Annotated in this window: 19 protein-coding genes; 17 read left to right on the top strand and 2 right to left on the bottom strand. The window is 73.1% G+C overall.

The window, feature by feature from the left end; genetic code table 11:
- The first annotated feature begins 13 nt into the window (after positions 1-13).
- Positions 14-889, top strand: a complete 876-nt coding sequence (locus KG102_RS17555) for an RNA polymerase subunit sigma-70 (RefSeq protein ID WP_208290225.1) — start codon at positions 14-16, stop codon at positions 887-889.
- On the opposite strand, the gene KG102_RS17550 is transcribed toward KG102_RS17555, so the two are convergent.
- On the bottom strand, positions 867-1,388 hold the full coding sequence (locus KG102_RS17550) for an adenylyl-sulfate kinase (RefSeq protein ID WP_208290226.1): 522 nt from the start codon (positions 1,386-1,388) through the stop codon (positions 867-869). The genes KG102_RS17555 and KG102_RS17550 overlap by 23 nt on opposite strands.
- Before the next feature lie 91 nt (positions 1,389-1,479).
- Here KG102_RS17550 and KG102_RS17545 point away from each other — a divergent pair, with 91 nt between their 5' ends.
- The 7 genes from KG102_RS17545 (at position 1,480) to KG102_RS17515 (ending at position 8,070) form a co-directional block, all read left to right on the top strand.
- Positions 1,480-2,478 (top strand): NAD(P)-dependent alcohol dehydrogenase, encoded by a 999-nt coding sequence (locus KG102_RS17545; RefSeq protein ID WP_243885014.1) that lies wholly within the window; start codon positions 1,480-1,482, stop codon positions 2,476-2,478.
- Positions 2,478-2,906, top strand: coding sequence for a hypothetical protein (locus KG102_RS17540; protein ID WP_208290227.1), 429 nt, complete (start codon positions 2,478-2,480; stop codon positions 2,904-2,906). Before KG102_RS17545 ends, KG102_RS17540 begins: the two co-directional genes overlap by 1 nt.
- Positions 2,801-3,115, top strand: coding sequence for a helix-turn-helix transcriptional regulator (locus KG102_RS17535; protein WP_249667561.1), 315 nt, complete (start codon positions 2,801-2,803; stop codon positions 3,113-3,115). Before KG102_RS17540 ends, KG102_RS17535 begins: the two co-directional genes overlap by 106 nt.
- A gap of 69 nt (positions 3,116-3,184) precedes the next feature.
- A complete protein-coding gene (locus tag KG102_RS17530; protein ID WP_208290228.1) occupies positions 3,185-3,826 on the top strand; it encodes a DUF4386 domain-containing protein in 642 nt (213 codons plus the stop codon).
- A gap of 9 nt (positions 3,827-3,835) precedes the next feature.
- Positions 3,836-5,635, top strand: a complete 1,800-nt coding sequence (locus tag KG102_RS17525; protein WP_208290229.1) for an SLC13 family permease — start codon at positions 3,836-3,838, stop codon at positions 5,633-5,635.
- 11 nt (positions 5,636-5,646) lie between these two features.
- Positions 5,647-7,113, top strand: a complete 1,467-nt coding sequence (locus KG102_RS17520; protein ID WP_208290230.1) for a leucyl aminopeptidase — start codon at positions 5,647-5,649, stop codon at positions 7,111-7,113.
- A 15-nt stretch (positions 7,114-7,128) separates the two neighbouring features.
- Positions 7,129-8,070 (top strand): outer membrane protein assembly factor BamB family protein, encoded by a 942-nt coding sequence (locus tag KG102_RS17515; RefSeq protein ID WP_208290231.1) that lies wholly within the window; start codon positions 7,129-7,131, stop codon positions 8,068-8,070.
- A 5-nt stretch (positions 8,071-8,075) separates the two neighbouring features.
- On the opposite strand, the gene KG102_RS17510 is transcribed toward KG102_RS17515, so the two are convergent.
- Entirely contained in the window at positions 8,076-8,726 is a 651-nt protein-coding gene (locus KG102_RS17510; RefSeq protein ID WP_249667387.1) for a GntR family transcriptional regulator, read from the bottom strand.
- 112 nt (positions 8,727-8,838) lie between these two features.
- On the opposite strand from KG102_RS17510, the gene KG102_RS17505 reads away from it, so the two are divergent.
- The 9 genes from KG102_RS17505 to KG102_RS17465 all read left to right on the top strand — a co-directional run bounded on the left by KG102_RS17505 (position 8,839) and on the right by KG102_RS17465 (position 16,909).
- Positions 8,839-9,570 (top strand): alpha/beta fold hydrolase, encoded by a 732-nt coding sequence (locus KG102_RS17505; RefSeq protein ID WP_208290233.1) that lies wholly within the window; start codon positions 8,839-8,841, stop codon positions 9,568-9,570.
- Between the two features lie 255 nt (positions 9,571-9,825).
- Positions 9,826-10,797: an aldo/keto reductase gene (locus KG102_RS17500; protein ID WP_208290234.1), complete on the top strand. Its 972-nt coding sequence runs from the start codon at positions 9,826-9,828 to the stop codon at positions 10,795-10,797.
- Positions 10,794-11,651 (top strand): NAD-dependent epimerase/dehydratase family protein, encoded by an 858-nt coding sequence (locus tag KG102_RS17495; RefSeq protein ID WP_208290235.1) that lies wholly within the window; start codon positions 10,794-10,796, stop codon positions 11,649-11,651. Before KG102_RS17500 ends, KG102_RS17495 begins: the two co-directional genes overlap by 4 nt.
- A 74-nt stretch (positions 11,652-11,725) precedes the next feature.
- Complete coding sequence (locus KG102_RS17490) at positions 11,726-12,262, top strand: sigma-70 family RNA polymerase sigma factor (RefSeq protein WP_208290236.1); 537 nt, start codon at positions 11,726-11,728, stop codon at positions 12,260-12,262.
- On the top strand, positions 12,259-12,927 hold the full coding sequence (locus tag KG102_RS17485; RefSeq protein ID WP_208290237.1) for a hypothetical protein: 669 nt from the start codon (positions 12,259-12,261) through the stop codon (positions 12,925-12,927). The genes KG102_RS17490 and KG102_RS17485 overlap by 4 nt, the downstream gene beginning before the upstream one ends.
- 77 nt (positions 12,928-13,004) lie before the next feature.
- The gene (locus KG102_RS17480; RefSeq protein ID WP_243885015.1) at positions 13,005-15,233 is read left to right on the top strand and encodes a SpoIIE family protein phosphatase; all 2,229 of its coding nucleotides are present in this window, start codon (positions 13,005-13,007) and stop codon (positions 15,231-15,233) included.
- 27 nt (positions 15,234-15,260) lie between these two features.
- Positions 15,261-15,848 (top strand): 1-acyl-sn-glycerol-3-phosphate acyltransferase, encoded by a 588-nt coding sequence (locus tag KG102_RS17475; RefSeq protein WP_243885089.1) that lies wholly within the window; start codon positions 15,261-15,263, stop codon positions 15,846-15,848.
- 31 nt (positions 15,849-15,879) lie between these two features.
- Positions 15,880-16,470 (top strand): DinB family protein, encoded by a 591-nt coding sequence (locus KG102_RS17470; protein WP_208290239.1) that lies wholly within the window; start codon positions 15,880-15,882, stop codon positions 16,468-16,470.
- Positions 16,463-16,909, top strand: a complete 447-nt coding sequence (locus KG102_RS17465) for an SRPBCC family protein (RefSeq protein WP_208213177.1) — start codon at positions 16,463-16,465, stop codon at positions 16,907-16,909. Before KG102_RS17470 ends, KG102_RS17465 begins: the two co-directional genes overlap by 8 nt.
- Positions 16,910-16,937 lie beyond the last annotated feature (28 nt).

The following is a 16,937-nucleotide window of genomic DNA, read 5'->3' as shown; positions in this document are numbered from 1 at the left end:
GAGGAGCGCGGTGATGCCCAGCGAGCAGGACCTCGAGGTGCACCGACGCGATCTGCGCGCGCACGCCTACCGGCTGACCGGCAACGTCGCGGACGCCGACGACCTGGTGCAGGAGACGTTCCTACGGGCGTGGCGCGCGCGGGACCGGTTCGAGGGCCGTGCCTCCGAGCGCACGTGGCTCCGCCGGATCGCCACGAACGTGTTCCTGGACAGCCGCAAGTCCGCGGCCCGCCGGACCACCCCGGTCGGGGACGTGCTCGAGTGGAGCACGCAGGTGGGGCCGTACCCGGACGACGAGGTCGCGGCCGACGAGCTCGTGGAGCTCGCTCTGATCGCGGCGCTCATGCACCTGCCGCCGCGGCAGCGGGCGGCGTTCGTGCTGCGCGACGTGGACGGCTGGACGCCGACGGAGATCGCCGACGCCCTCGGCGTGGCCGTGCCCGCGGTGAACAGCCTGGTGCAGCGCGCGCGGGACACGGTCCGCCGGCACGCACCCGCCGACCCGCAGGACTGGCGCCGGCCGGCGCTGACCGCGCAGGACGAGGAGATCCTGCGCCGGTACGCGGCGGCCTCCGGCCCGGAGGCGTTCCGGATGCTGCTGGCCGACGACGTGCGCATCACGATGCCCCCCGACGCGCCGATCCTGGGGATCGACGACGCGGCGGAGTTCCTCGGCCGGCCCCTGGACTGGAGCACCGTCCCGTCGCGCGCCAACGGTCGACCGGCGCTCGTCAACTACCTGTGGCGGCCCGAGCAGGGGCGCTACGAGGGGTGGGTGGTCGACGTGCTGCGCGTGGTCGACGGGCGGATCGCCGAGATCAACGCCTTCGTCGGGGGACACCACGTCGCGGCGCTCGGCCTGCCGCTCACGCTCGCGCCGGAAGCCTGAGCAGGTCCACGATCTCGAGCGCCGCTGCGGTCGCCGGACGACCGTCGTTGACGACCACGAGGTCCTCCACGGAGGCCGCGACCAGCAGGTCGGCCAGTACGTCCGTGCGGGCCAGGTGCCAGTCGCGGTCGGGTCCGGGTTCGTGCCGGCTGATCAGGCGGGCGTGGCGGGTGGACGAGTCCGCGTCGATCCGCACGACGCGCACGGGTTCACCCAGGGCGTCCGCGCAGGCGTCGCGCTGTCCGACGGTCTCGACGACGCGCGGCAGGAGCAGCACGTCGATCCCGGCCTCCCGCCAGTGCTCCCGCATCGACCGCAGGTGGGCGACGACCGCGCGCTCGTTGAACGGGTCGTCGGGCGCCGCCGACGTCTCCTGGGCGACGGCGTCGACGTCGACGTCGATGGCCGACAGCCCGCGCGCGACGAGCGCGTCGCGCAACGCGAGGGCGATCGTGGTCTTGCCGGCACCGACGGTTCCCGAGAGCACGACGACATCCACGCGCACATCATGCCGTGTAAAGAACTCTTGACATGGTGTCTGGTTAGCCATACGTTCGCCATGTCAACAATTCTTTACACAGGAGACTCCGATGGACGTCGAGACCGAGAACGGCACCATGCAGGCGATCGTCCAGCACGCCTACGGCTCGTCGGAGGTGCTCGCGTACCGGACCGCTCCGCGCCCGGTGCCGAGGGCCGACGAGGTGCTGATCGCGGTGCGCGCGTCGTCGCTGAACTTCGCCGACGTCGCCATGGTCACGGGTCGACCGTCGCTGATCCGGGCCGTCTCCGGGTTGCGTACGCCGAAGCACCGGGTGCCCGGCAAGGACGTTGCCGGCGTCGTCGAGGCGGTCGGCGCGGACGTGACCGACCTCCGCCCCGGCGACGAGGTCTACGCCGAGGCCCCGGCGGGCGCGTGGGCGCAGCACGTGTGCGTCAGGGCGTCGATCGTCGCGCTCAAGCCGGCGAACCTCAGCTTCGAGCAGGCCGCCACCCTCCCGCTGGCCGCCGGCACCGCGCTGGACTGCGTCGCCGGGGTCCGGCCGGGACAGAAGGTCCTGGTCAACGGGGCGTCCGGGGGCGTCGGGACGTTCGCGGTGCAGCTGGCCAAGGCGCTCGGTGCCGAGGTGACCGGCGTGTGCAGCGGACGCAACGTGGAGCTGGTCAGAGGGCTCGGCGCGGACCGGGTGATCGACTACGAGCGCTCCGACTTCACCAGCGACGGCACCCGGTACGACCTGGTCATCGACCTCGTCGGCAACCGGAGCCTCGCGGCGTACCGGCGGGCGCTCACCGAGCGGGGCACTCTCGCCCTGTCCTCGGGCAACGGCGGTCGGGTGATCGGGCCGATGGGTCGGATCGTGCATGCGGTCCTGCTCAACCTGCTCGTCGGCCAGCACCTGCGGCCCGTCTCGGCCACCCCCGGTCGGGCGAAGCTCGACCGGCTGCGCGAGCTCGCCGAGGACGGAGCGATCAGACCGGCCGTCGAGCGGACCTACGCTCTGGGCGACGCCCCGGAGGCGCTGCGCCGACTGATGGCCGAGCACGCCCGGGGCAAGACCGTCCTCACCGTCGCCCGGGAGCGCTGATGTCCTACGAAGAGCGGAACGTCTGGGTGTCCCTCGTCGTCTCGGTGCTCGCGTACGCCACGTACGTCGTGATCGTGCTGAGCCGGGCCCGGGAGGTGCCGCTGAGCCAGGTGGCCTACGTCGGCCCCCTGCTGTGGTCCATCGGCGGCGCGATCGTCGTGACGATCGTCGGCTCGATCGCGGTCTCACTGGCCAACCGCCGCGACGGCCACCGCAAAGACCAGCGCGACAAGGAGATCAACCGGCTCGGCGAGTACAACGGCCAGGCGTTCGTGGTGATGGGCGGCATCGCCGCCCTGGTCCTGGCGCTGGTCGAGGCGGACTGGTTCTGGATCGCCAACGTCATCTACCTCGGCTTCGTGCTGTCCGCGGTGCTCGGGTCGCTCACCAAGCTCGCCGCCTACCGACAGGACTTCTCCACGTGGTGAAGCCCACGCAGGTCACGAACTCCATCCGCACGCTCCGGTTCACCCACGGGGAGATGACGCAGGCCGAGCTGGCCGAGCGCATCGGCGTCACCCGCCAGACCGTCATCGCCATCGAGCAGGGCCGCTACTCGCCGTCGCTCGAGATGGCCTTCCAGATCGCCCGCGTGTTCGACGTCCCGCTCGACGACGTCTTCCAGTACCCGGGCTGACCCACCGCACGACCCGCACGAGACGCGCATCGCCGTCTCGCGATCCCGCACGCCCGAGAGGAACCTCCGATGACCGCACGCCTGGCCGGACTGCTCTACCTCGCCGTCGCCTTCCTCGCTGGTTTTGCCGAGCTGTTCGCACGCTCGAGGATCAAGGCGACCGACGACGTCGCCGCAGCACTGCGCGACGACGCCGGGCTGATGAAGGTCGCGTTCGTCGCCGACCTGGCCGCGTTCACCTGCTTCCTGCTGGTCGGCGTCGCCCTGTACGCGCTGTTCAGGGAGGTCCACCGGACCGCGGCGATCGCGATGCTCACCATGACCGCGGTGAGCGTGGCCATCAAGGCGCTGAACATGGTGAACCACGCGGGCGCGGTCCTCGCAGCGCAGCGGGGGGCCGACGAGCTCGCCGTGCTGTTCCTCGACCTGCACGGCATCGGCTACCTGGTCGCGCAGATCTTCTTCGGCGGCTTTCTCATCCCGCTGGGCTACCTGGTGCTCCGTTCGGGCGTGGTCCCCCGGGTGTTCGGGTACGCCCTGATCATCGGTGGCGCCGGGTACCTGCTCGGCCTCGTCGTCGAGCTCGTCGCCCCCTCCGCGGACTCTGCCGCGCTGGCGCTCGGCCTGCTGGGCGGGGTCTCGGAGCTCGCCTTCCTCGGCTGGCTCCTGGTGAAGGGGCCGCGCGCTCCTGTGGTGCAGAGCGTGCTCTAGTTTGGCGGGGTGTCCGACGCCGTCCTGAGCCTGCTCGTCCTCGCCGGCTGTGTCGGTCTCTTCGTCTGGAACCGGCTCAGCGTCGGCGTGGTCGCCATCCTCACCGCGCTGGCCCTCTACGCCACCGGCCTGATCGACGCGAACCAGGCGATCGCTGGCTTCGGGGACCCGGTCGTCGTGTTCATCGCCACCCTGTTCGTGGTCAGCGAAGGTCTCGAGTCGTCGGGGGTCACCGCCTGGGCGGGGCAGGAGCTGATCACGCGCGCGGGGACCGCCCGCACCAAGCTGCTGATCGCCCTCATGGCCCTCTCGGCCGTCCTGGCCGCGCTGGTCACGCCCAACGGCGCCACCGCGGCGCTCCTGCCCGTGGTGGTGCTGGCGGCGCGCCGCTCCAAGCAGTCGACGTCGCAGATGCTCATGCCCCTCGCGTTCGCCGCGAGCGCCGGCGCGCTGCTGGTGCTCAGCGGCAGCACGGTCAACGTCATCGTGTCCGACGCGCTGTTCGACTCCACGGGCGACCGGTTCGGGTTCTTCGAGTTCGGGCTGATCGGTCTGCCGCTCGTGCTGGCGACCATCGCGGTCTCGGTCCTGGTCGGACGCCGGCTGCTGCCCGACCGCTCACCGACCTCCCTCCCGGCCGACTACTCCGAGCATGTCGACACGCTCGTCGAGCACTACAGCCTCGACGTGGGCTTCTTCCGGCTGGGGGTGCGTCCGTCGTCCGACGTCGTGGGCCGGCGCCGTGACGAGGTCGAGGTGCCCGAGGGGGTGGTGCTCATCGGCGTGCAGCGCGAGGACGGCCGCCCGGCGGGCGTGGACGACGCGCTGGACGTCGGGGACGTCGTCGTGGTCACCGGGGACAGCTCCGGCATCGCGTCGCTGGTCGAGCGCCACGGGCTCGTCGTCGCGACCACGCCACTGACCCGGCGGACCCGCGAGGCGCTGCTGGGGCGCGAGGTCGGCGTCGCGGAGCTCGTGGTGCGGCCCCGGTCGCGGGCGATCGGCGAGGTCGTGTTCGCCGGCATGGCGCGCTCCGGCGTGACCGTGCTCGGCGTCCGGCGGCTGGGCAAGGACCGCGGAGGCGACCAGCTGGTGCTCGCCGAGGGTGACTCCCTGCTCGTGCACGGTCCGTGGCCCGCGGTCGAGGCGTTCGCGGCCGACGACGACGTGCTGATCGTGGACAGCCCCGAGCTCGTCCGCCGGCAGACCGTGGCCCTCGGGCCCAAGGCGTGGCGTGCGCTCGCGGTGCTGGCCGTGACGGTGCTCCTGCTGGCCACCGGCGTGGTGCCCCCCGCCATCGCGGGTCTGGTCGGGGCGGCGCTCATGGTGATGACCGGGGTGGTCGGCGTGCCGCAGGCGTACCGAGCGGTGTCGTGGCAGATCGTCGTGCTGATCGGCGGGCTCATCCCCCTGTCGGTCGCGATCTCGTCGAGCGGCGCCGCCGACCTGGTGGCCGGCTGGCTGGTGGACCTCGTGGGCGACGGCGGCCCGCGCGTCGTGCTCGCGACGCTGTTCCTGCTCACGCTCGTGCTCGGCCAGGTGGTGAGCAACACCGCCACCGTGCTGATCATCGCGCCCATCGCGGTCGCCCTGGCCGACGCGTCGGGCGTCGCGCTCGCGCCCGTCCTGATGCTGGTCGCGGTGGCCGGCGCGGCGTCGTTCCTGACGCCGATCGCGACCCCGGCGAACATGATGGTCATGGGGCCGGGCGGCTATGCGTTCTCCGACTACTGGAAGCTCGGCCTCGCGACGACGGCAGCGTGGTTCGCCGTCGCCGTCCTGCTCATCCCCGTCATCTGGCCGACGTAAGGAGCACGACGATGACCTTCGACCCGATCCCGTCCCGCGCACTGCTCGAGGAGGTGTCGGTTCGGGTCGCGTCGCCCGGTACCGGCGCCGGCCGCGCCCTCGGCGTGGCGGTCACCGCCACCGGCGAGGTTCCGTCGGGGGTGCCGCTGAGCCGCGACGAGCTGACCGAGTGGGGCTTCGGCGGCAAGGTCGGCGAGACGCTGATCCTGCCCCGCGACGGCGGCGCGCTGGTGCTCACGGGTGTCGGCGACCACCCGTCCGAGTCGTCGCTGCGCGACGCGGCGGCCGCGTTCGCCCGGGCGGCCCGTCGCGACGACGTGCTGACGACCGACCTCGCGTTCGACGACGGTTCCGCGCAGGCCGTCGTCGAGGGGATCCTGCTCGGCCGCTACCGCTACGACGCCCTCAAGAGCGATCCGAGCACCGTCCCCGTGCGCGAGATCGTGCTGCTGGTGGACGATGCGTCGGCGGAGGACGCCCGCCGCGGGGCCGACCGCGGACTCGTGCTGGCCCGGGCGGCGTCGCTGTCCCGCGACCTGGCGAGCACCCCGGCCGGTCACCTCACGGCCCCGGACCTGGCCGACATCGCCGTCTGGCTGGCCGGTGAGCACGGTCTCGACATCGAGGTGTTCGACGAGGCGGCCCTCGTCGAGATGGGCTGCGGCGGCCTGCTGGGGGTGAACGCGGGGTCGGTGGTCGAGCCGCGGATGATCGTCGTCCGGTACACGCCGGCGACCGAGCCGCGTGCGCACCTGGGCCTCGTCGGCAAGGGGATCACCTACGACTCCGGCGGCATCAGCCTCAAGCCGTCCAACGCGATGCACGCGGCGATGAAGATGGACATGAGCGGAGCCGGGGCGGTGCTCGCGGCCATGACCGCGCTCGCGGACCTCGACGTCCCCGTGGCCGTCAGCGCCTACCTGGCCTGCACGGACAACATGCCGTCGGGGTCGGCCACCAAGCTGGGCGACGTCCTGACCAGCCGCAGCGGACGGACCATCGAGGTGGTGAACACCGACGCCGAGGGGCGCCTGGTCATGGCCGACGCCATCGCGCTGGCCCGCGAGGACGGGGTCGACGCGATCGTCGACATCGCGACGCTGACCGGCGCCGCGCTGGCGGCGCTGGGGATGCTGACCGCGGCCGTCATCGGCAACGACGACGCGCTCCTCGACCTGGTCGAGGCGGCGGCGGAGAAGACCGACGAGCAGGTGTGGCGGCTGCCGCTGGACCGCCGGTACCGCAAGCAGCTGGACTCCGACGTCGCGGACATCAAGAACCTGGGCGGCGAGTACGCCGGGGCGATCACCGCGGCGCTGTTCCTGGCCGAGTGGGTGGGGGACACCCCGTGGGCGCACCTCGACATCGCCGGCACGATGCGGTCCGAGTCGGACGACGCCTGGCGGACCAAGGGGGCGACCGGGTTCGGGGCCCGGCTGCTGCTGGAGATCGCGTCGACGTTCGCCGCGGCCCGGTGACCGCGAGCGGGTCCGATGAGCACCCGGCGGATGGAGCCCGTCGAGCTCGTGGAGGCGTCCGGTGCCGGGCAGGCGACGGACGAGGTGGACCGCGCCCGCAGCGTCGTCGGTGAACGCCTCCGCCGTGCGTCCGGATGGGTCCGGCGGCACCGGCTCACGGCGTCGGCCGCGGCGATCGCGGTGGCGGTCGCCCTCGTCGTGCCCGGCACGCTGTCGGTGCGCGCCGAGCGAGCGCGCGCCGAGGCCCTCGCGGCGATCCCGGAGGTGCTCGCGCCGATGGACGCCGCCCCGAGGGTCGCGTGGCAGTCGGCGCCCGCGCGCAGCGACTACGTCGTGGGCCTCCCCGGTCGCGCCTGGGTCCGCGACGGCGTCCTCGTGCTCCGGTACCAGGACGGGGCGGACCGGCTGCGCGGGATCGACATGCGCACGGGTGACGAGCTCTGGACGTCGGACCTCGCCGACGGGGCGGCGTCGGGCCGTGCCGAGCCCGATGCGCGACCGGTGCGCGGGCCGCGGATCGCCGTCGACGACGGGTCGTCGCCCCACGTCCTGCTCCGGCAGGAGGAGGACGGCCTGCGCGGTATCGACGCCCCCACGGGCGGCACGGTGTGGACGGCCCCCCGGCCCACCAGCGACATGTCGAGCACGATGCTCGTGGTCGACGGGCTGCTCGCGGTGCTGGTCAGCGGGGCGGTCGAGGTCCGGGACCTGCGGACCGGCGCGGTCGTGTGGGAGCTGGCGCCGGAGGACCTGCGCGGGGAGAGCCTGGTGACCGACGGGCGGCACCTGATCGTGCTCGGGCCGGGCTTCCGCCGCACCGTGGTGGCCCACGACCTGCACGACGGGCGGCTCGCCTGGTCCGTCGAGCCGCCCGTCGGCATCCACAGCCTCGCGGTGGTCGACCACCGTCTGTTCGGCGTGAGCAGCAGCGGGATCGTGGCGTTCGAGCCGCGGTGACGCGGTCAGGACGCGCTGGTCGGGAGGCTGTGCCACGTCTCGAACGCGACCGCCGCGGCGCCGTCGACGTCACCCGCGGCGCACAGCCGGATCAGGTCCTCGTGACGGTCGGGTGAGCGCCGGCCGTCGGCCGACGCGAACCGCACGCGCTCGATCCTGCGCAGCACCGGCATGTGCTGCTCGAGGACGGCGGCGACCGCCCGGTTGCCGGCGACGGTCACGGGGACGGCGTGGAGCTCGTCGTCGGCGCTGAGCGCCACGTCGATGTCGCCGTCGTCGAGGGCGTCGCTGAACCGGCGGGCCGCGTCGCGCATCGCGTCGATGTCCGCCGAGGTGAGCTGGGGGACGGCCGCCCGGACCGCCAGCTCGTGCATGGCGGCGACCACGTCCCGCGCGTCACGCGTCGCCCGCTCGTCGAGCGAGCTGACGACCGTCGACCGGCCCGGCCGGGCCACCACGAGCCCGCAGTGCGCGAGCCGGAGGAGCGCCTCGCGCACGGGGGTCCGGCTCACCCCGAGCCAGGTGGCGAGCTCGCCGTCCTTGAGCTGCTCACCCGGGGCGAACGTGCCGTCGATGATCCCGTCGCGCAGGCGGCGGTAGACGTCGTCGCGGAGCAGGGAACGGTCGACCGGTGGGCGGTCGGAGGGAACAGGCACCCGACCATCGTGCCCGCCGCGTGGCCTTTTCTGGGGAGGAAGGGTTGACGGAGTGTCCACAGTACGCAATATATTGCATACACCAGTCCCAGCCATCACCCGGAGGAACACCATGACCACCACAGCCCAGACCATCGTCCTGGTCCACGGCGCGTACGCGGACTCATCGAGCTGGAACGGCTCCATCGACGCCCTGCGCGAGGCCGGCCACCGCGTGGTCGCCGTCGCCAACCCGCTGCGCGGCCTCGAGAGCGACGGCGACTACCTGCGCAGCGTCCTGGAGGGCATCGAGGGCCCCATCGTTGTCGCCGGCCACTCGTACGGCGGTGCGGTGATGAGCCACGCGGCCGACGGGAACACGAACGTGACCGCCCTCGTCTACGTCGCCAGCTTCCTCGCCGAGGTCGGCGAGAGCCTGCTGGAGCTCGTCGAGAAGTTCCCGGGTGCCCAGCTCGGCGGTGCGGCCGTCGCGACGCCGTACCGCTCGGCCGACGGAACCACGCAGACCGAGCTGACGATCGACCCGGCGCGCTTCCCCGACCTGTTCGGCGCGGACGTCGACAGGGCTGTCGCGGAGAGGATGGCGGTCACACAGCGTCCCTTCGCGCTCGCCGCGTTCACGGCCCCGGCGACGCGAGCGGCGTGGAGGTCGATCGAGTCGTGGGTGCTGCTGGCCGCCCAGGACCTGGCCATCCCCGCCGAGCTGTCGCGCTTCATGGCGGAGCGGGCCGACGCGCACCTGGTCGAGGTCGACGCCTCGCACGCCGTCTCGGTCTCACAGCCGGGCGCGGTGACCGACATCATCCTGGAGGCCGCCCGGGCGACCGCGCCCGCCGAGGGCTGATGCATGCCGGTGTGGGCTCGGTGACGGTTGTCGTGGTGGAGCCAGGGTTCCCGGAAGTTGGCGACCGGCGGGGTGAACACGAACCGCAGTCTGTCGGCGTCGAGCAGGCTGCGCGCGGGCACCGTGACCGTCTCCGGCTCCTCGGCCCCCAGTTGCGCCTGCTCGAACGTGACGGTGCTGTCCATGGCCTGGAAGAGCGCCGAGAGCGCTAGACCTGGACCGGACATCTCGGACCCCCCGTGGTGAGATGTGCGGATGAAGCAGCCCCCCCACGCACCCGGTCAGCCCGGATGGATCCGCGAGCTCGGCGGGACAGGCCTGCAGGTGTCGGCCGTCTGCCTGGGCGGCGGGCCGCTCGGCAGCATGCCCGAGCTCTTCGGGCGCGAGGTCTCCGCCGACGACGGCGTCGCGACCGTCCTGGCCACGCTGGACAGCCCCATCCGGTTCATCGACACCTCGAATGGCTACTCGGACGGCGAGAGCGAGCGCCGGATCGGGGCCGCGCTGGTCGAGGCGGGCGGCGTGCCCGAGGGCGTCGTCATCGCCACCAAGGTCGACCCGGCGGGCCGCGACTACTCGGGAGACCGGGTGCGCGCCTCCGTGGCGGAGAGCCGCGAGCGCCTCGGCCTCGACCACCTCCCCCTGGTCCACCTGCACGACCCCGAGTCGTTCGACTTCGCCGAGATGTCCGCCCCGGGAGGGCCGGTCGAGGCGCTGGTGCAGCTGCGCGACGCAGGCGAGATCGGTGCGATCGGGCTGGCCGGCGGTCGGGTGCAGGAGATCGCGAAGTACCTCGACCTGGGCGTGTTCGACGTCCTGCTGGTGCACAACCGCTGGACGCTCGTGGACCGCAGCGCCGGGCCCGTGATCGAGGAGGCCGTCCGGCAGGGCCTGGGGATCCTCAATGCCGCGGTCTACGGCGGCGGCATCCTGGCCTTCCAGTCCGGCGGGCCGACGAGCTACGGCTACCGGCCGGCGCCGCCCGAGACGCTCGCGGCCGTCGCGGAGATGCGGCGGGTGTGCGCCGACTTCCGCACCGAGCTGGGCACCGCGGCGCTGCAGTTCTCCCTGCGGGACCCCCGCATCGCGTCCACCATCGTCGGCATGAGCCGGCCGGGGCGCGTCGCCCGCACCCTCGACCTGGCCTCCGCACCGCTGCCGGACGCCCTGTGGGCCGCGCTCGAGGCCCTGGTCCCGCCGGCGCACACCTGGCTGGACGCCTCATGACCCGCGTCGTGGTGACCGGCGGCAGCGGCAAGCTCGGACGAGCGGTCGTCGACCACCTGGCGGCGCACGGGTACGACGTGGTCAACGTCGACACCGCCCTGCCACCGGCCGGTCAGCCGGCGGTGTTCACGCGCGTCGACCTGACGGACCTGGGCCAGGTGACCGAGGCGCTGACCGGCATCGACGACCGGTACGACGGCGTCGACGCGGTCGTCCACCTCGCGGCGATCCCGGCCCCGGGGCTGCGGCCGAGCGGCGCGACGTTCGCCAACAACGTCGTCGCCACCCACCACGTCTTCAGCGCGGCGCGCTGGGCGGGCATCAAGAACGTCGTCTGGGCGTCCAGCGAGACGGTCCTCGGGCTGCCGTTCGAGACGCCACCGCCCTACGTGCCGGTCGACGAGGAGTACGCCGTCCGCCCGGAGAGCACGTACTCGCTGGGCAAGGCGGTCGAGGAGGAGATGGCGCGGCACTTCACGCGGTGGGACCCCGAGCTCAAGCTCATCGGCCTGCGGTTCTCCAACGTCATGGACGTCGCCGACTACGCCGCCTTCCCCGGGTTCGCGGCCGAGCCCCGCAGCCGGAGCTGGAACCTGTGGGGCTACATCGACGCCCGCGACGGCGCCCTCGCGGTCCGGCTCGCGCTCGAGAGCGACCTCAGGGGGTTCGAGGCCTTCATCGTCGCGTCGCCGGACACCGTCCTGGAACGGCCGTCGGCGGAGCTCGTCGCCGAGTACTTCCCCGACGTCCCGGTGACCCGGCACCTCGAGGGCCGCGAGACGCTGCTGTCCATCGACAAGGCCCGGCGCCTGCTCGGCTACGACCCGCGGCACACCTGGCGCGACGAGGTCTGACAGCCCCCCCAACGTTCAGGGCCGCGCGCTCGTTGTCCTCATGACGGTTGTCCGGACGACGAAGGGGGTGCGGCGTGCCAGCCTGGCACCGGGTTCTGGACGAGGTGCTGCACGATCGGCGCTCGGCCCTGGTCGGCTATGCCGCCCTGTTCACGCTCGACCGGCGCGACGCCGAGGACCTCGTGCACGACGCGATCGTCCGGACCTTTGCCAAGCCCCGTGCGTTGACGGACGTCTACACCGCCGAGGGCTACGTGCGCAGCGTGATCCGCACGATGTTCATCGACTCGGCACGCCGCACGGCGTCCTGGCGGACCAAGGTCCACCTGCTGGCGGACACCGGGCATGCCCGGTCCCCGGAGCACGCCACCGCGGCGGCGCTCGACGTGCGCGCGGCCCTCGCGGGGTTGACCCCTCGCGAGCGCGCCGTCGCGGTCCTGCGCTACTTCGACGACCTGACGGTCCCGGAGGTCGCCCACGAGCTGGGCCTGAGCACCGGGGCGGTCAAGCGCTACCTGTTCGACGCGACGGCCAAGCTGCGCACCGCGCTCGGCCCGGACGTCCTGCCCCACGACCCCGACGCGGCCGTCGAATCCGGGAGCCACCTATGACCGCACACCTGCGTGACCTGCTCGGCGCGCTCGCCCAGCACGAGGCCCATGCCGCCGCCGCCGCTGCCCCGGATCCCCGGACGGAGGCGGAGCAGGTGCGCGCTCAGGTCCATCGGCTCCGCGCCCGCCGCGTCATCACCGTCACCACGGCAGCCGCGGCGGCGGTCGCCGTCGGCATCGTGACCGCCAACGCGGTGACCGGGCTGTCGGCGGTGCAGCCGGCGCTACCCGCCCCGAGCGTGACCGCCACGGCGAGCCCGACGCCGACCCCGACGGCGGCGAGCCCGACCCCGACCCCGACGACGGCGAGCCCGACCCCGACGGCGCCCTCACCCAGCACGCCTCCCACGACGCCTCCCGCCCGGCCGCAGCCGGCCGACGTCGCGCACGGCAACCGGGTCTGGGGCACCTACGTGGCGGTCGTCGACTCGTTCGACTCGCCCGCGGCAGTCGCGGCCACGGCGCGGGTCACCGAGCTCGGCTACGCGCCGTCCGGCGGCGAGATCGCCTGCGACCAGGGTGCAGGCGAGGCGCTCGGGTTCCCCCCGGAGACCCTCGTCGTCGCGACCTACCTGGCCTCGAAGGAGGACGCCGAGCTGTTCGCGCAGCTGTATGGGCCGGGCGCGGTCGGCATCGCGGAGGTCACGCTGTTCTGCCTCGACTGACCACGGTCCCTGACAGGGGCGGCGTCCCATGGCAGGGTTGCCCCGGGGGGTACGTCATGACGGACAGGCTCGAAACGATGTACCTGGCGCCCGGCGAGGTGGTTAACCTCGATAACTGTGCCCGCGAACCGATCCACATCCCGGGGAGCGTGCAGCCGCGCGGCGTCCTGCTGGCCGTGACGGAACCGGACCTGGTGGTGCGGCACACGTCGCAGAACGTCGAGGCCCTGCTCGGGCCGGCGGTCGACGACGTGCTCGGGCACCCGCTGGCGGACGTGCTCGGTGCGGAGGCCGCCGACGCGATCGCGCAGCACGTGCGGACGTGGGGCAACCTGCGCGCTCGCAACCCGCTCGTGGTCGCCATCGGCGACCGTCATCTGGACGTGGTCCTGCACCGCATCCTGAGCGGGGACAGCACGCTCCTCGTCGTCGAGGTCGAACCGGCGTCGGGGCCCCGGCCCTTCTCGTTCCCCAACACCTACCAGGCGGTCCGCAGCGCGGTCGAGCAGCTCAACGGCGCGCACGACCTGGCGAACCTCTACGAGATCACGGCGCGCGAGGTGCGGGCGCTGACCGGGTTCGACCGCGTGATGATCTACCGCTTCGACGACGAGTACAACGGCGAGGTGGTCGCGGAGGCCATGCGTCCGGAGCTCAACCCGTTCCTGGGCCTGAAGTTCCCGGCGAGCGACATCCCGCCGCAGGCCCGCGCGTTGTACGAGCAGAGCTGGATCCGGCTCATCTCGGACGTCGGCTACACCCCGTCGCCGATCGTGCCCGGTCTCGACGAGGTGACCGGCCAGCCGCTGGACCTCACCCACTCGACGCTGCGCAGCGTGTCGCCGATCCACGTGGAGTACCTGGAGAACATGGGCGTCGCCGCGTCGATGTCGGTCTCGCTGCTGCGGCAGGGCCGGCTGTGGGGCCTGATCGCGTGCCATCACTACGCGGGTCCGCACGAGCCGCCGTACGGGGTGCGCGCCGCGGCGGAGTTCCTGGGCTCCAGCCTCTCGCTGCGACTCGTCGCCCGTGTCGAGGAGGACGAGCTGGAGGCGCGCATCGGCGCGTCGCGCACGCTGTCGCGGTTGCTGAGCGCCGGCCGGGACCACGACCGTGCGCTCGCCTCCGCCCTCGTCACCGGCACCACGGTGCTCGACCTGGTCCCGGCGCAGGGCGCCGTGGTCTCCGCCGACGGCGTGGTCGACTGCGTCGGGGACGTCCCGGCCGACTGCACCGCCCTGCTGGCGTGGGTGGCCGAGCAGGACGAGGAGGTGGTCGTGCGCGACGCGCTGGCCACGCAGGAGCCCGCGCTCGCGGCCCTCGTGCCGGGCGTGGCCGGCCTGATGGCCCTGCGGCTGCCCGAGGGTCAGGCCGTGGTGTGGCTCCGGCACGAGGCGGTGCAGAACGTCGACTGGGGCGGCGACCCGCACAACAAGGCCATCGCCACGAGGGAGGGCGACCACGTCCGGCTGAGCCCGCGCAAGTCGTTCGCGCTGTGGCGGGAGACGGTCCGCGACAGGAGCGAGCCGTGGACGCCGAGCGAGGTGCGCTGGGCCGAGGAGCTGCGCGCGCGGCTGCTCGAGGTGCTCCTGCAGCGGTCGCGCCTCCAGATCCGCACGGCGGAGACCGTGCAGCGCAGCCTGCTGCCCGCGTCGCTCCCGCAGGTCGACGGCTGGTCGGTGCACGCCCGGTACGAGCCGGCCGCGGGCGGCCGGGTAGGCGGTGACTGGTACGACGCCCTCGCGCTCCCCGACGGACGGCTCGCCGTCGTCGTGGGCGACGTCGCCGGGCACGGCCTGTCCGCCGCGGCCGCCATGGGGCAGATCCGCAACGCGCTGCGGGCCTACCTGCTGCGCGGGGACTCGCCGGCCCAGACCCTGGCCTCTCTCGACCACGTGGTCCGGTGGACCATGCCGCTGGAGATGGCGACGGGGGTCGTCGCGTTGGTGGACCCGGCCACGGGGGACGTCGAGCTGTCCGCCGCCGGGCACCCGCGGCCCCTCCTCCTGCAGCCCGGCGGGGCAGCGGTGCTGCTCGACATGCCCGTGGAACGCCCGCTCGGCGCCGGCTCCGGGACGCCGCCCACCACCCGGTTGACGCTTCCGCCGGGGGGCGGGCTCGTGCTCTACAGCGACGGGCTGGTCGACTCCCGCCAGACCTCCCTGCGCGAAGGGCTGCGCCGCCTGCTCGGGCAGTTCGACCACGCCGACGGTCGCGCGGTGGACATCGACACCGTGCTGCGCGAGTGCCGGGACCCCGCGTCGGTCGACGACGTCACGCTGCTGCTGCTGCGCAGGAACCACTGAGACCTCAGGTACGGTCCTGCGGTGACGCTGAAGAGAACCCTCGCCCGTGCGTACTGGCGCGTCAGCCGCTGGGAGCTGGTGACCCAACCGCTCCCGACGGACGGCGCGGGAATCGTGCTCGGTGCACCGCACACGTCCAACTGGGACTTCGTGCTGATGCTCGCGATCGCGGGCGAGAACGACCTGACGTACCGGTGGCTCGGCAAGCAGCAGCTCTTCCGCGGCCCGGCCGGCCCCGTCATGCGGGCACTCGGCGGCATCCCGGTCGACCGCCACAACCCGTCGGGGCTCGTCGACGAGCTGGTGTCCCGCATCCGCAGCGGCGACCGGTTCTACCTGGTGGTGACGCCCGAGGGCAGCCGGAGCGGATCGGGCTGGAAGTCGGGGTTCTACCGGATCGCGCGCGCCACGGGCCTGCCCGTCACGCTCGGGTACGTCGACCGCACCACGATGACGGCAGGGCTGGGCCCGACCCTCGAGATGACCGGCGACGTCAGGGCGGACATGGACCAGGTCCGCGCCTTCTACGCCGACAAGGCCGGGTTCGCGCCGCGGCGCCGCACCGAGCCGCGCCTGCGCGAGGAGAGCGCGGACGCGGAGCGGTCAACCGACTGACCGTGTCGGCGGGCGTCGCTAGGGTGCCGAGATGGAGAACTTCGACTGGTCGATCCTGACGGTGCCCACCCCCCGCGCGGTCGTGCGCGGGCAGCTGGAGTTCTCCTGGTGGGAGCTGGGCCGGCGGCTGGAGACGGTGACGCAGGCCGAGTTCGTCTGGGAGCCCGCGCCGGGTGCCCTCAGCGTGCGGCGCCGGTCGGAGTCGACGGCACCCCGCGTGTTCGGTGTCGGCGAGTGGGTGGTCGAGTGGCCCGAGGGCCCCGACCATCCCGGACCGCGCACGGTCGCGTGGCTGGTGGCGCACCTGACCGAGGTGCTCACCGAGCGCTACGACTGGACGTTCGGGGAGCACCGGGCGCGTCGGTCCGACCTGACCTACTCGGGCGAGGTCGGCCCGGCCGTCGCCGAGCTGACCCGGGTCGCCGACCTCTGGCGCGCCGGGATCGCGCAGATGTCCGACGACGACATCTTCACCGTCGGGTTCAGCCAGGCCACGGAGATCGACCAGCAGTCGCCCTTCGCCCACCTGGTCCAGCACATCAACCGCGAGATCATCCACCACGGGTCCGAGGTGTTCACGCTGACCGACCTGTACCGCGTCACCGGGGGCGGTCGTGGCTGAGAACCACGTCGCTCACGCGGCCGTCGAGATCCCGGCGTCGGCGGGGGCCGTCTGGGACACCCTGGTCGATCCCGAGGCCACCTGGATGATGGGCGCCCGGGTCACCAGCGCCTACGTGGTCGGCGCGCCGATCACGTTCGACGGCGAGTGGGACGGCAAGCCGTTCCAGGACCGCGGCGAGATCCTCGAGGTCGACCGCCCGCGGCGCCTGCACTACACGCACTACTCGCCGATGAGCGGGCAGCCGGACCAGCCGGAGAACTACCACCACCTGACGTTCACGTTCGAGGAGCACGACGGCGCGACCACGGTGACGCTCGAGCAGGACGGCAACGGCTCCGCGCAGGAGGCGGAGCACGCGACCGCCAGCTGGGAGCAGGTGCTCGGCGCCCTGAGGGACGCGGTTGTTGCGGATGCGGGGGGCGGGTCGGCGTCGTAGCGTCTGGGTGTTCCCAACCCGAGAAGGA

Source organism: Cellulomonas fengjieae, from assembly GCF_018388465.1.
GTDB lineage: Bacteria > Actinomycetota > Actinomycetes > Actinomycetales > Cellulomonadaceae > Cellulomonas > Cellulomonas fengjieae.
This window is presented reverse-complemented; position numbering and strand designations above follow the sequence as displayed.